This is a genomic window from Syntrophaceae bacterium, assembly GCA_013177795.1.
Classification (GTDB): Bacteria; Desulfobacterota; Syntrophia; order Syntrophales; family UBA2192; genus UBA2192.
This window is the reverse complement of the sequence record JABLXY010000001.1, coordinates 913782-926772: the sequence shown is the minus strand read 5'-3', so window position 1 is coordinate 926772 and position 12991 is coordinate 913782. Positions and strand designations below refer to the sequence as shown.

10 protein-coding genes are annotated in these 12991 nt (G+C 64.6%); 4 read left to right on the top strand and 6 right to left on the bottom strand.

The window, feature by feature from the left end; genetic code table 11:
• The first annotated feature begins 1 nt into the window (after position 1).
• The 3 genes from HPY67_04315 (at position 2) to HPY67_04305 (ending at position 3693) form a co-directional block, all read left to right on the top strand.
• The gene (locus tag HPY67_04315; protein ID NPV03939.1) at positions 2-1309 is read left to right on the top strand and encodes a DNA polymerase IV; all 1308 of its coding nucleotides are present in this window, start codon (positions 2-4) and stop codon (positions 1307-1309) included.
• Between the two features lie 99 nt (positions 1310-1408).
• Positions 1409-2923 (top strand): AAA family ATPase, encoded by a 1515-nt coding sequence (locus tag HPY67_04310; GenBank protein NPV03938.1) that lies wholly within the window; start codon positions 1409-1411, stop codon positions 2921-2923.
• A gap of 119 nt (positions 2924-3042) precedes the next feature.
• A complete protein-coding gene (locus HPY67_04305) occupies positions 3043-3693 on the top strand; it encodes a CDP-alcohol phosphatidyltransferase family protein (GenBank protein ID NPV03937.1) in 651 nt (216 codons plus the stop codon).
• Between the two features lie 60 nt (positions 3694-3753).
• Here HPY67_04305 and HPY67_04300 read toward each other — a convergent pair whose 3' ends face one another.
• On the bottom strand, positions 3754-4629 hold the full coding sequence (locus HPY67_04300; GenBank protein NPV03936.1) for an EamA family transporter: 876 nt from the start codon (positions 4627-4629) through the stop codon (positions 3754-3756).
• A 1-nt stretch (position 4630) separates the two neighbouring features.
• Positions 4631-5983, bottom strand: a complete 1353-nt coding sequence (locus HPY67_04295; GenBank protein ID NPV03935.1) for a patatin-like phospholipase family protein — start codon at positions 5981-5983, stop codon at positions 4631-4633.
• Between the two features lie 616 nt (positions 5984-6599).
• Between HPY67_04295 and HPY67_04290 the strand changes: the two genes are divergently transcribed.
• The gene (locus HPY67_04290; protein ID NPV03934.1) at positions 6600-8015 is read left to right on the top strand and encodes a DUF4382 domain-containing protein; all 1416 of its coding nucleotides are present in this window, start codon (positions 6600-6602) and stop codon (positions 8013-8015) included.
• 85 nt (positions 8016-8100) lie between these two features.
• On the opposite strand, the gene HPY67_04285 is transcribed toward HPY67_04290, so the two are convergent.
• The 4 genes from HPY67_04285 to HPY67_04270 all read right to left on the bottom strand — a co-directional run bounded on the left by HPY67_04285 (position 8101) and on the right by HPY67_04270 (position 12913).
• Entirely contained in the window at positions 8101-8907 is an 807-nt protein-coding gene (locus HPY67_04285) for a PAS domain S-box protein (GenBank protein ID NPV03933.1), read from the bottom strand.
• Positions 8908-9050: 143 nt separating this feature from the next.
• Complete coding sequence (locus tag HPY67_04280; protein NPV03932.1) at positions 9051-9629, bottom strand: nuclear transport factor 2 family protein; 579 nt, start codon at positions 9627-9629, stop codon at positions 9051-9053.
• A 36-nt stretch (positions 9630-9665) separates the two neighbouring features.
• A complete protein-coding gene (locus HPY67_04275; protein ID NPV03931.1) occupies positions 9666-11642 on the bottom strand; it encodes a DUF1365 family protein in 1977 nt (658 codons plus the stop codon).
• Positions 11639-12913 (bottom strand): FAD-dependent oxidoreductase, encoded by a 1275-nt coding sequence (locus tag HPY67_04270; GenBank protein ID NPV03930.1) that lies wholly within the window; start codon positions 12911-12913, stop codon positions 11639-11641. The genes HPY67_04275 and HPY67_04270 overlap by 4 nt, the downstream gene beginning before the upstream one ends.
• Between the last annotated feature and the right edge of the window lie 78 nt (positions 12914-12991).

Here is a 12991-nt window from a genome sequence, read left to right as displayed (position 1 = left end):
AATGGAACAGCTTTTCTTGAACATCCACTCCTGGCCGCAGGCCGTCCTGCACATCGACGGCGACGCCTTCTTCACGTCCTGCGAGGAGGCGATCCACCCCGAGCTCAGGGGCAAGCCCCTCATCACGGGCGGCGAGCGGGGGATCGTGGCCTGCGCGAGCTACGCCGCCAAGGCCATGGGGATCAAGCGCGGCGTGCCCCTGCACGAGGCGAAGAAAATCTGCCCGGGGCTCATCGTCCTGCCCTCGGACTACGAGACCTACAGCCTCTTCTCACGGCGCATGTACAACATCGTGCGGCGCTTCACGCCCCAGGTGGAGGAGTACTCCATCGACGAGGCTTTCGCCGACCTCACGGGCCTGCGCCGCTCCTTCCACGCCTCCTACGAGACGATCGCCATGAACATCAAGCGCGAGGTCGAACGCGAGCTGGGGATCACCGTCTCCGTGGGCCTCTCGCTCTCCAAGGTGCTTGCCAAGGTGGCCTCGAAGCATCGCAAGCCCGCAGGCTTCACCGTGATCCCGGGCCGCCGGATCCCCGAGTACATCCGGGAGCTGCCCGTCGAGAAGATCTGGGGGATCGGCCCCGCCACGACGAACTACCTCTGGAAGATGGGCATCCGGACGGCCCTGGAGTTTGCGCGGCTCCCGGAGGGCGTCGTGAGGAAGAAGTTCACCAAGCCCGGGCAGGAGATCTGGCGCGAGCTGCGCGGCGAGTCGGTCTACCCCGTCACGGCCGAGGAGAAGAGCGACTACGCCTCCATCAGCAAGACCAAGACCTTCGCCCCGCCCACGGGCGATCCCGAGTACCTCTTCGCGCACCTGCTGCGCAACCTCGAGTCGGCCTGCATGAAGGCCCGGCGCTACCACCTCGCGCCGCGCCGGCTCATCGGCTTCCTCAAGATGAACGACTTCGAGTACCGCGGCGACGAGGTGAAGCTCTCCCGCCCCTCGGCGCACCCGCTGGAGCTCTGCGAGGTGCTGCGGGGGCTCTTCGACGGGCTCTACCGCAGGGAGGAGCTCTACCGCGCCACGGGCGTGATCCTCGCGGACCTCGCGCCCGACCGCAACGTCCAGTACACCCTCTTCGAAAGCCCCCTGCGGGCCGAGAAGGTGCGCGACCTCTACGCGGCCGTCGACGAGATGCGCGAGAAGTTCGGCAAGCACTGCCTGCACCTCGGCGCCGCCCACCCCATCGACAAACTCGGCAAGGGCCGCCGCGGCACGCCCACCGTGCGCGAGCAGACGGCCTTCTTCGGCGAGACGAAGAGGAGGCATTTGCCCCTGCCGGTGCTCCACGTGAAGGTCTGATGCCGATTTTTGTTGACTTCCCGGCGGGATTTTCCGCTAATGGGGCAAAGGGTTCGCGGGGCCGACCCCCCGCCGTGTGCCGCAAGCGGAGCGACCGCCATGGATTACGTGCAGTTCTACGGCTTCAGCAGGATGCCCTTCGGGGAGGACAAGGACCGCGAGGCGTTCTTCCCGTCCGAGACGCACAGGGAAGCGCTGGCCTCCATCCTCTACGGCATCCGGGAACGGAAGGGGTACATCGTCGTCTTCGGCGGCCGGGGCATGGGCAAGACGGAGCTTGTCCGGCAGGCCATGGAACGTCTTGACGAGGGGACGCGGGCGGTCCTGATCGCGGAGACGCACGAGCGGTACTACCAGCTGCTCAAGGAGCTGACGGTCAGGCTGGGGCTCCGCACCGCGGAGTCGAGCAAGGGCCCCCTGCTGCACGAGCTCTACGAGTTCCTGATCCGCTGCCTGGAGAAGGGCGAGAACGTCGTGCTGTTCCTCGACGACGCGCACCGCATGAAGGACGAGATCGTCGAGGAGCTGCGGCTCATGTCCAACCTGGAGACGAGCCGGACCAAGCTCATCCAGATCGTCATCCTGGGTGAGCCCGAGCTGGATCAGAGGCTGAGCGCGAAGCACCTGCGCCAGATCCGGCAGCGCATCCAGATCCTGCACCGTCTCGCCCCGTTCGGACCGGACGAGTCGCGCCGGTACATCGAACACCAGCTGGCCTGGGCCGGCGGCAGCGCGGGGGTCTTCACGCCGGAGGCGATCGAGGCGCTCTGCAAGGCCTCGGGCGGCATCCCCGGCAACCTCGACGCCCTGTGCGGCGGCGCCCTCGCGCTCGGCGCGGAGAGGTCCGAAAACCCCGTGTCCGCCCGGGCGGTGCGCGACGCGCAGAGGGCTGCCGCGTCCCTGATCCGCCCCGATTCGTCGATTTCGACGGCCGCTGCGTCCGGCAGGCCGGCCCTTCGGTCCCCCTGGCTCTACGGCGCCCTGGCCGCCGCCGCGGCCTTCGTGATGCTGGGCGGGTGGTATTACTACGGGAAGCACACGGCGGGGGTTGCGAAGAAGGAAGCGGCGGTGACGGCGCAGACCGCCGCAAAGGCCCCGACCCCGGCTGCGAAGACGCGTGCTCGCGAGGAGGCGCCGGCGCCTGCCCCGCCGGCGCCGGTGAGGGGAACGGTCGCGCGGGAGCCGGCGGACAGGGGCGAGCCGATGAAGACGGTCGTGGTCCCCGAGGGGGCGACGCTCTCGTCCATTGCCACCCGGCAGTACGGTATGGCCGATGCCACCATCCTGGACCACATCCTGGAGTCCAACCCGGAGATCAACGACGTGGATCTCATCCTGACGGGCAGCCAGGTCCTGTTGCCGCAGTCCGCGGGGAAGGCCAGGATCATGAAGGGGTCAGACGGGTCTTTCAGCGTCCATGCCGCCACGTTCATGACCCAGCGCGAGGCGAGGGGCTATGTGGGGAAGATCGGCTCCGACCTCGGCAGGGTCGAACTCGTGAAGAGGCGCGTTGCGCCGCAGAAGGAATGGTACCGGGTGGTGGCGGGGCCCTTCGCGAGCCGGGAGGAGGCAGTGAAAGCGCTCGAGGCGTTGGGGCGCAGGGCTGTACCGTGAACCCGCTGACGGGCGGGTAAAGCCCTGCACGCTCCCTTTTCCCATGGAAAGCAGGGTTCGCATTACCCATACTGCGCGCAAACCGCAGGGACGTGATCGGCGCTGAGGAGCAATGGCCCATGCCCTACGAGGAAGGGGGCTTCCGGCAAAGAACGCAGAAGAGTTATTACGCCCTCATGGAGAAGGTCGCCCGGCCCTTCGTGGCTGCGGGCGTCTCGCCCAACCTCATCACGCTGATGGGGCTCGGTCTCTCGCTCGTGGCGGGCATCTTCTTCGCTGCGGGGCTCATCTTCCTCGGCGGGATGTTCCTGTGGTTCTCGGCCCTGATGGACCCCATCGACGGCACCGTGGCGAGATTGTCGGGAAAGGTCACGCGCTTCGGCGCCCTGTTCGACTCCACCCTCGACCGCTACGCCGAGTTCTTCATCTTCTTCGGCTTTCTCTTTCACTTCCGCGACGGCTGGATGTTCTGGGTCACGGCCGCGGCGCTCATGGGCTCCGTCATGGTGAGCTACGTGAAGGCACGGGCGGAAGGCCTGGGGCAGACCGAGTTCCGGGGCCTCATGCAGCGCCCCGAGCGGCTGATCCTTCTCATCGCCGGAACGGTCCTGAACGCGCCGATCAACAGCCTGTTCTTTCCCGGCTGCGGGGACTGCACCCTGCAGTGGACGATCGTGCTCCTCGCCGTCCTGACGAACATCACCGCATTGCAGCGCCTGATTTCCAGCCGCAAAGAGCTGGCGAAAAATCCCCCTCTCCCCCCTGTTTGAAAGGAGGGCAGGGGGATTTGTCTTCCGCCAAGAGGCTTGTTGCCTGCGGCTTTAGCCTTTTCACCCCCCCTGCGCCCAGCGGATCAGGAACACGCCGGCGATCATGATGGCCGCGCCCGCGAGGCGCTCGCGGATATTCTCCTCCCCGAACCACCACGCCCCATAGAGAACCCCGAACAGGAGACTCAGGCGCTTGACGGCGATCATGTAGGCCGCCTCGACCTGCGCGATGGCCGCCATGTGGCAGACATTCTCAATGGAGCAGACAAGGCCGAGCATGAGCATGGCCCGCGGCCTGCTGAAGAGGCCCGGGGCTCCCCGGTCGTTTCCGGCCACGGGCCAGAGCGCGACGATGATCACGGTCAGGACGAGATTGTAGACGGCGGCGAAGAACCACGGGTTCGAGTGCAGAACCGCGATCTTGCCGAGCGGTGCCGTCACGGCGTAGATGAGGGAGATAGCGAGCATGATCCAGGAACCGGGCTCGCGGGCGACGGCCCGGATCGGCCCGAGCATACCCGCCCTCGCCTTGGAGAGGTTCAGGACGTAGGCCCCCGCGACGATGAGCCCGATGCCCAGCGCGCCGCCTGCCGCGATCGACTCATCGAGAAGGAGGTGACCCGTGAGGATCATGAAGACGGGCGTGAAAGCCAGGAAGGGCAGGGAGAGCGACAGGGGCGAGAGCTTGAGCGCCCGCATGTAGAGGAAGAACGCCGAGATCTCCAGCGGCAGCGCCGCGGCAAGGGCCAGCCAGAACGTCCGGTCGGGGACAACCGCGGGGAGGAAGAGCAGCGTCAGGATCATCCAGGGGGCGATGGCCACGATGCGGGTCGCGCCCATGCGGTAGGGCGCCAGGTCGCCGAAGAAGCGCTTCGTCATGGCGTCCGCCGTGGCCAGGCCCACGGCGGCCGTCAGGGAGAGCAGGAACCAGGTCATCTCAGTTGAAACGGCCCCCCCAGTAGGCGTCTGCCCGGATCTTCTCGACGGCCTTTTCGACGAGGATGGCGGCGGCCTGCTTCAGACTCTCCGCCTGTCCGTCGCGGATCCTGAAATTGGTCGGTATGTCCTTTACCCTGTCGTAGAGGTCCGGGTGGCTGTCCTTGAGCATGCCGAACTCGAGGTGGATGAACAGCCCGCGTGGGCGGCTCTTCACGTATTTGTCGAACTCGCGGGCCCTGAGCCGCTGGTTTTCCACCATCAGCAGGCTGTAGGTGTCCCTGACGTTGGAGAAGTCCACGAAGTAGTCCAGGAAGCGCCTCGGGTCAGGGTCGGCTGCGCTCTTGGGATTGGCGGCCGGCCGCGAATCGGCGAGGATGACGAGGACCGGGACGCCCCGGTACCGGGTCCCGCTGTCGCGCAACAGGATCCGCCACAGGGATTCGATGCCAAGGTTGTCCTGGACGCCGCCGTCCAAGAAGTGGACGAATCTCGCGTCCTGTGTCCTGTAATCGCGCAGCGTGACGTAGTGAAAGGCCCCCGGGAAGGCCGCCGAGCCCGCAACGCCGTAGGCGACGGGGAAAAGGTCCAGCCGTGCGCGGAGAGTCCCGAAGTCCTGCTCGGTGAAGGTGAAGATCTCGGGCACGGCCACGCTGTCGGTGTTGTTCGTCGAGTTGAGGACGAGATAGGGCCTCCTCGGGTTGAGGTCGCGGAAGAGAAAACTGTTCACCGTGTCCCGCGTGCCGCCGAAGAGGGTCTCGGCGAAGGTCTCGGCCATCACGTCGGTGCGGTCGAAGTACGTGGCGTATCGGACGATGTTTTCCGGGCGCCAGCAGTTGATGCGCCAACGGTCGATCAGATTCTGCTGGAGCAGCGGGTAGACGTCGCTTTCCTTCCAGATCGTCCGCCGCAGGTCGGGGTTCACCGTGGCCGGGCAGTCCTGCGCATCGTCGCAGCTCGCCGCGTAAAGGGCCGCCGTCACAGAGCCTCCCGATGCCGACGAGATGACGTCGACCCGCTGGAGGATGCCGTGACGGCGCAGCTCGAAGAGCACGGCCGCCGAGAACACGGCGGCGCGGCTGCCGCCGCCCGAGAGGGCGAGGGCGATGAAATCGGGGTCACGCCGGGAGGCGTCCTCGAGGCACTTGTCGATAGAGCGCTCCGGGGGAGGGCCGCTCCAGGCATTGCGGCACTGCCAGTCCACGTCATAGCGGATGTCGGTTGACGCGATGTAGGCGGCCGACGAGGGTGCAGGCGCCGGCACTGCCGGATCATCGGCCGAAAGATTGATGTGGCTGTTCTTCGGCACGATGACGCAGGATGCGAGCATCAGCGAAATCACGATAACTGTCAACGAAAGCGACCTCCGCTTTTTCATAACCCCTCCGGCCGGATTTCGATTCAGTGCTTCTTCAACCCCTGCGCCATCAATCGATTTTTGCTTATAACACGAAACGGCGGAAGCCCACTCAATCAAAATATCCTGTTTCTGCAAGACAGTGCATCTCGGTCGGCAAAAACTTATCTCCCATTCCAAAGATGGACGCCCTTGGGATATCCACAGGAAAGGGTTGCGACTGTTGCCTTAGTTTACACTTTTTCTAATTTTCAAAAAATGGCGTTACGGCATGGAGTTAGGCTGAAATGGTTGCCCGGGCGGCACCTTTGCCGACGGTTTTCTTTACAAAATTGAGGAGGGCAGCAAACCCTGCGATTTGCGATTGTGCTTATACAACGAGCAGTTAGAAATCGTGGTTTGGTTTGTGTATTGGTCTTCCCTGAAGGCTTGAAAATTGATTCGGGCAAGGGCCTGTGTGTGTTGAAGGAGGGCTTTCATCATGAAGCGGAAAAAGCTTATGGATTATCGAGTGTTGACTATTGTTGTCTGTGCGATGATGATCTCGCTTACCGGATGCGGCGGTGGCGGCGGAGGTGGAGGAGCGAGTCCTTCGGGGGTCCAGACGGGAACCGTGGCAATATTCATCAAGGACGGGCCGACGGATGACTTTGAAAAGATCCTCGTGACCGTCACGGAAGTGTCGCTGATTCCCGTCAGCGGCGCTCCGGTCGTGATCTACGAGAACCCGAGCGGGTGCGAGATTGACCTGCTTCAGCACAGGCAGGAGGATTTCCTCCTCACCATCAAGAGGAACGTTCCTGCCGGCACCTATTCCAAGATACGGCTCCGGGTTACGAATATCGATCTCGTGCCGAAGGAGGGAAGACCTCTTGTGACGGAAGTCAAACTTCCAAGCGGCAAGATCGATCTCAACCCCCGCGGCACCTTCACCGTTGAGCCCGGCGGGACCCTTTCCATTCGCCTGGACATGGATGCCAACAAGGCGATACACGTCCATCCCAGCAAGAGGGACAGGTACATCTTCCGTCCCGTCGTCTTCGTCAAAATCGAGACAGGCTTCCCCGCCGAGATCTGCCCGAAGATCGTCCACGGCACCATCACCAGCCTGATTAAAAATTCACTCAACCAGACGACGGGATTCGTCATGGCTCTCGACGACCGCCGCGGGACGCTGGATATCAAGCTGACCTCCGGCACGGACATATTCCTTGCCAGCGGTGATTTCGGTGATGCGGGAGACCTCGAGGTCGGCCAGGAAGTCCGGGTAAGGGGGCAGATGGATTCGTCGGGCGCCCTGGCCGCGTCGCTGGTCATCATCGGCGATGTCCTGGATGTCGTGGGTGAGGTGGCCGGTGTCGTCTCATCGAACGTGTTCCAACTCACCACGTTCAGCCAGGAGGAGATCCTCGGGACGTATGTGGTAAGGATCGATCCGGCCAAAACGCTCATCCTGACGGACTGCAACACGGAGGTCGGGCCCGAGGCCATCCAGGAAGGCATGGTGGCCAGGGTCATCGGAAAGCTTGTCGGGTTCGAGCTGAGCGCGGCGGTCGTGGTCCTGCGGCCTAAGGAAGTGACTGGGGAGATCACGTCCGCGTCGGACGTCTCCGGCGGCAGGCAACTCACCGTCATGCCGGAAGGAGGGACAACGGGGGTCCAGGTCTTCGTCCCGGCGGCGGCGCCCGTCTACATCGAAGGGGACGGCCAGGTGTCCGCAAGCTACCTCACCGCGGGCCGGCACGTGCGCATTCTTCTCGACCCGGCGATTGCGTCTCCTGCCACGGCAAAGACGGTGTTCATCGTGGGGCAGAAGGTCGAGGGGACGGTCAGCTCTGTCGGCTCGGACACCATGGTCGTGGACGGCCGCACCGTGCGTGTTCCCGCCGGGGCCACGGTCCTCGACCTCAGAAGCGGCTGCAGCCTCGTGCCCTTCTCGACGATCCGGGCGGGTGACAAGGTTGTCTACTTCGGCCTGGAAACCACCGGGGCGGATTTCGAGGCGCCGGTGGTTCTGATCGTGGATTAGCGGAACCGTCAGTCGGAACTCCAAAAAGAAGAGGCAGGGCCCGGTGGCCCTGCCTCTCTTTTGCGTCGTCCGGTCTGCGGCGTTCCTACCGCTGTTCGGCGAATTTCTGCACCGACTCGAGAAGCTCCTGGGAGTGGGCGACGGCTTTCCTCAGGGCCTCGACGGCCTGGCCACGCTCGTACATCTCCTTCTGCAGGTCGTTTCTGAGCCGGTGGATCTCCTCTCGGCGGATCTGCAGCTCGCTTTCCATCTCGGAGCGCAGGCGGCTGAACTCCTCTTCCCTCTGCCGGTGCTCCGCCGCCGTCCTCTCCAGTTCGCTCTTCAGGGACTCTACCTGGCCCACGCGCTCCGCGAGAGCCCCCTCCAGCTCGTGGATCCGCCGCTCTTGGGCGGCCCTCTGCCGCTTGTCCTCCGTGATGTCCTGCAGGATGCCCAGGATCCCCAAGGTGTTGCCCTCCCCGTCGATGACGGGCTTTCGGATCGCCAGGAATGTGACCTCGCGGCCGGCCACGAGCCGGTCCTCCTCGGCGATTTCCGTCCTGCCGGAGCGGATCACTTCGTGCTCGATCTCGGCGAGCTTGTCGGCCGTCTCGGCGGCGAAGAGGTCGCGGTCGGACTTTCCAGCGAGATCGCCGGCCCGCATGTCCCAGTCGAGGGAGTAGGCCTCGTTGCACAGAAGGTAGTTGAGCCCCACATCCTTGACGAAGAGGCGCAGCGGCATGGCCCCGATGATGCTCCGGAGACGTGTTTCATGGGCCCTCGACGCTTCGAGGGCCTTGCGGAGCTCCCGGTCCGATTCCTCGAGGTCATTGACCCGCTGCCACAGTGCGACCAGCTCGTGCATGAGGTCCTGGATGGTCTTGAAACGCTCGCTGCTTGCCGCTTCCGTCATGACGACCCTCCATCGATGTCGGGGGATGAAAAAAAGCAGAGGCTCTCACACGCTGCGTGCGTTATATGAAAAGCCTCCGCTATTGTCAACAAGGAACCAACGGATGCAACCAATTAGTTGCAACGCTAGATGAGAAAAGGAAATTAGAACTGTTCCTTCGCCCATCGGATAATCGCGCCGATGACCGGGAAGCGCTCGAAGACGATGCTCGTGTCCCAGTAATCGGCGTGGAAGACGACTTTCCCGTCGGGCCCGAAGCGGACGTGGGACATGCCGATCTGCTCCATCGGGTTGTCCTTGTCGCGCTTGAGCGTCAGCTTCATGACCCAGCGGAAATAGTAGTTGCCGTCGTGCACGCTCAAGTCGGCGATGTCGAAGGTGCAGGAATCGATGGCCTTCGTGGTGGCGATGAAGTAGTTCTCGATCGCCTCGACGCCCTTGACCTCCTTGTAGCCGTCCTTGAAGAAGGCATCCTTCGCGTAGAGGTTCTTCGTATCGCGCCGGATGACGTCCTCGGCGAACACCTTGTAGTATGCCTTGAAGGCCTCGATGGCGGCCTTTTCCTCGGCCGATCCCGGCTTGACCAGGGCCGTCCTGGCCGGGTCCGTGGCGGCCAGCTCCTTGTAATAATTTTCGAGCGTCATAGGCTTTCCGCCCGTACAGCCCCAGAGGGCCACGGTGAGCGCTGTCATCATCACGCCGATGCGCAGGGAGTGCTTCATGGGGTATGCTCCGTTCGCTACAGTGTTTCAGGGGGGTCAGTAACCGATTTCCGACTTTTTCATCACCATCTGCAGATCGCCGAGGTAGCCCGTTTCGAAGCAGGCCTCGCACCCCGCGAGGTAGTAGACCCACTTGCGCTGGAAGCTCCGGTCGAAGCCCAGGGCGGCCACACGGTCGATCCCCGCCAGGAAGCGCCTGCGCCACTCGCGCAGCGTCCGCGCGTAATCCTTGCCGATGTTCTCCACGGCCTGCACGTTGAGGCACGTCCTGTCGGCCAGGGCCTTCATCACGACGGCCAGCGAGGGAAGCTCGCCCCCGGGGAAGATGTGCTTGCGGATCCAGTCGTGGCCCTTCCGGTACCGGTCGTAGCGGCGGTCCGGGATGGAGATGAACTGCAGGGCCATCACGCCGCCGGGCTTGAGGAGACGGTCGCAGCATTCGAAGAACGTCTCGAAGTACCGGTGGCCCACGGCCTCGAGCATCTCGATGGAGACGATGCGGTCGAAGGGCCCCCTGATCTCCCGGTAGTCGCGCAGGACGATCTCCACGCGGTCCTCGAGGCCCTCGCGGCGGATCCGCTCGCGGGCATACTCGTACTGGGCGTCGGAGATGGTGATGCCCGTCAGCCGGCAGCCCGTCGTCCTGGCCGCCTCGACGGCAAAGCTGCCCCAGCCGCAGCCGATCTCGAGGACGTGGTCGCCGGGGCCGATCGCCGCCTTGCGGATCATGGCCTGCAGCTTGTTTCTCTGGGCCTGCTCGAGCGTGTCGTCCTCGCTCAGCCAGCGCGCGCAGGAGTAGGTCATCGAGGAATCGAGGAAGACCTTGAAGAACTCGTTGCCCAGGTCGTAGTGGGTGATGATGTTTTTCCTGCTGCCCGGGAGCGTGTTCTCCGAGATCGGGTAGAGGATCCGGTTGAGGCGGTCGAAGACGGGCTCGAGGCGCTGGTAGCGGCCGAAGAAGGCGTCGCGGTTCCGGACGAACCAGGCCAGCGTCCCCGCCAGGTCGGGCGAGTCCCACTCGTCGTCCATGTAGGACTCGCCGAGGCCGATGTCGCCCCCGATGACGGCGCGCGAGAAGAACCGCCAGTCCCGCACGGTCATCTCCGCCTGGCCGGGCGAGGCGGGGTCGCCGAAGATCTTCACCGTCCCGTCGGGCAGGGTCATGCGCAGGGCCCCCCTCTCGGCGCGGCCGAAGGTGTCGAACGCGGTCTTCATGCACCGGCGCTGCACGAGCGTGGGCGGGTTGATGCGGATCGTCATGGGGCTGAGCGGCACGGGCTTGTCGTGGTAGGCGAGCTTCTTGCCGAAGGAGAGCTTCGCCGCCTCGTAGAGGATGCGGGGCATGGACAGGTGCGGCACGATCGGGTGGCGCAGGAACATCCTCAGCTGGCTTGCCGCGGTGAGCGGCTCGGGCGTCCCCCGCAACTGTGCCTCGAAGACGACCTCGTTGTCCTTCCGGATGCCAATCCGCACGTCGAGTTCCCTCGCGATGTCCGCGAAGAAGAATTCGTAGGTCCCCTCGATGCGGTTGAAGGGCGAGACGTGGAAGGCCTTGTCGGCCCGGTAGGTGGCCGTCTGCCCGCTGCCCGCACGGCCCGGCGATCGCAGGATGTAGAGGTGCTTCTCCCCGAAGGTGTTGTTCACCTCCGCCACGTTGCCGATGAGCCTCCCGTCGTCGGCGAAGAGCCAGTAGAAACTCACGGGGTTGAAGACGTAGTTGAAGTAGCGGGGCGACGTGACGAGAAAGACGCGGGCCACGGGTTCGGCGAAGGCCTCCCTCGCGAGGAAGCGGTCGAGCTTTTCGCGGATCGAGCCCGGCCCGGCGTCCAGGTAGTCCTTGTCGTGCACCGCTGCGGGCCGGAATCGGTTGTACCCGAAGAAGGGGAGCCGGCGGTCCAGCTCCGGCAGGTCCTCCAGGTCGAAGCCGTAGACGTACAGGGGGTAGCGGAACCGGTGTTCCCGGGGCTTGTGGCGGCAGTGCTCGATGAACCCGTCGTAGAGGTATGCGCTCATAGCTCGATGCCGAAGTGCCGGGCCGTCTCCACGGCGGAGCGCGTCCCGTCCTCGTGGAACCCGTATCCGAAGTAGGCGCCGCAGAAGTAGGTGTTGCGCCGGCCGTTGAGCGAGGGCAGCTCGGGCTGCGTCGCCATGGATTCGAAGGTGTACATCGGGTGGTGGTAGACCATCTCGGCGACGACCTCGGAGGCCGCCACGGGCTTCCAGGGGTTGAGGGTGACGCAGTAATGCGCCCGCGCGTCGAGGCGCTGCAGGTGGTTCATGTAGTAGGTGACCGTGGCCGGGTGGGTCTTCGGGACGGACGGCTCGTGGCGGTAGTTCCACGAGGCCCATGCCCTGCGGGTGGAGGGGAGCCACGACGTGTCCCGGTGCAGCACGGTCCGGTTCTCCGAGTACCTCCAGGCGCCCAGCAGGCGCGCCTCCTCCGGCGACGGGTCGGCAAGCATGCGGAAGGCCTCGTCGGCGTGCGCCGCGATGACGACGGCGTCGAAGGTCTCCTCGGCGCCGTCGGCGAGCTTCAGGGCGACCCCCCGGTCGGTCCTCCGGACCGCCGTGACGGGGCAGTTCGCAAGCACCCTCCCCGTGAAGCCCTCGAGGAAGGCCTTGACGTAGGTCCGGCTGCCGCCGGGGATGTAGTACCACGTCGGGTGGTCCCACACCGACAGGAGGCCGTGGTTCGAGTAGAACCGGGCGAAGGACTCCATGGGGAACTCCATCGTCTTGGCCTCCGAGGCCGACCAGATGGCCGAGGCCATGGGGATGACGAACTGGTCGATCACGTCCCGCCGGAACCCCTCGCGGCGCACGAACTCTCCGAGGGTGAGGCCGCCCAGTTTTCCCTGCTCGAAGAGTTTCTGCGTGCGCGCGCAGAAATGCTGAATGCCCCAGAGGAAAGCCCAGAAGGAGGGCCTGAAGAGGTTTTCGCGCCGGGCGAAGAAGCCGTTGAAGCCGAGGCTGCTGTAGCAGAACCCGGTCGCGTTGTCCTGGCAACTGAAGGACATGTCCGTCGGCGCCGCCGCGACGCCGAGCTGCTTCAGGAAGGTCCGGAAAAGCGGGTAGGTCCGCTCGTTGTGGACGATGAAGCCCGTGTCCACGGGCAGGCCGGCATCAGCCCCCTCCGTGATGACGGCCGTGTTCGTGTGGCCGCCGATGTAGCCGTTTTTCTCGAACAGGCTCACCCGGTGGCGGCGCTGCAGGAGGTAGGCCGAAACGATCCCGGATACACCGGCGCCGACGACGGCGATGTGCATCCCGGCTGGAGGGGCCATCGGATTGTCTCCTCGAACATTAGAAATGATGCGATTTGACAAACGGGGCCTGCGCGATCCCGTTCAACGGCACACAAA

Bases quoted from the DNA above. Each gene is read 5' to 3' on its own strand.
- HPY67_04315 (NPV03939.1), top strand. From the start codon at position 2: ATGGAACAGCTTTTCTTGAACATCCACTCCTGGCCGCAGGCCGTCCTG.
- HPY67_04310 (NPV03938.1), top strand. From the start codon at position 1,409: ATGGATTACGTGCAGTTCTACGGCTTCAGCAGGATGCCCTTCGGGGAG.
- HPY67_04305 (NPV03937.1), top strand. From the start codon at position 3,043: ATGCCCTACGAGGAAGGGGGCTTCCGGCAAAGAACGCAGAAGAGTTAT.
- HPY67_04300 (NPV03936.1), bottom strand. From the start codon at position 4,629: ATGACCTGGTTCCTGCTCTCCCTGACGGCCGCCGTGGGCCTGGCCACG.
- HPY67_04285 (NPV03933.1), bottom strand. From the start codon at position 8,907: ATGACGGAAGCGGCAAGCAGCGAGCGTTTCAAGACCATCCAGGACCTC.
- HPY67_04280 (NPV03932.1), bottom strand. From the start codon at position 9,629: ATGAAGCACTCCCTGCGCATCGGCGTGATGATGACAGCGCTCACCGTG.
- HPY67_04275 (NPV03931.1), bottom strand. From the start codon at position 11,642: ATGAGCGCATACCTCTACGACGGGTTCATCGAGCACTGCCGCCACAAG.
- HPY67_04270 (NPV03930.1), bottom strand. From the start codon at position 12,913: ATGGCCCCTCCAGCCGGGATGCACATCGCCGTCGTCGGCGCCGGTGTA.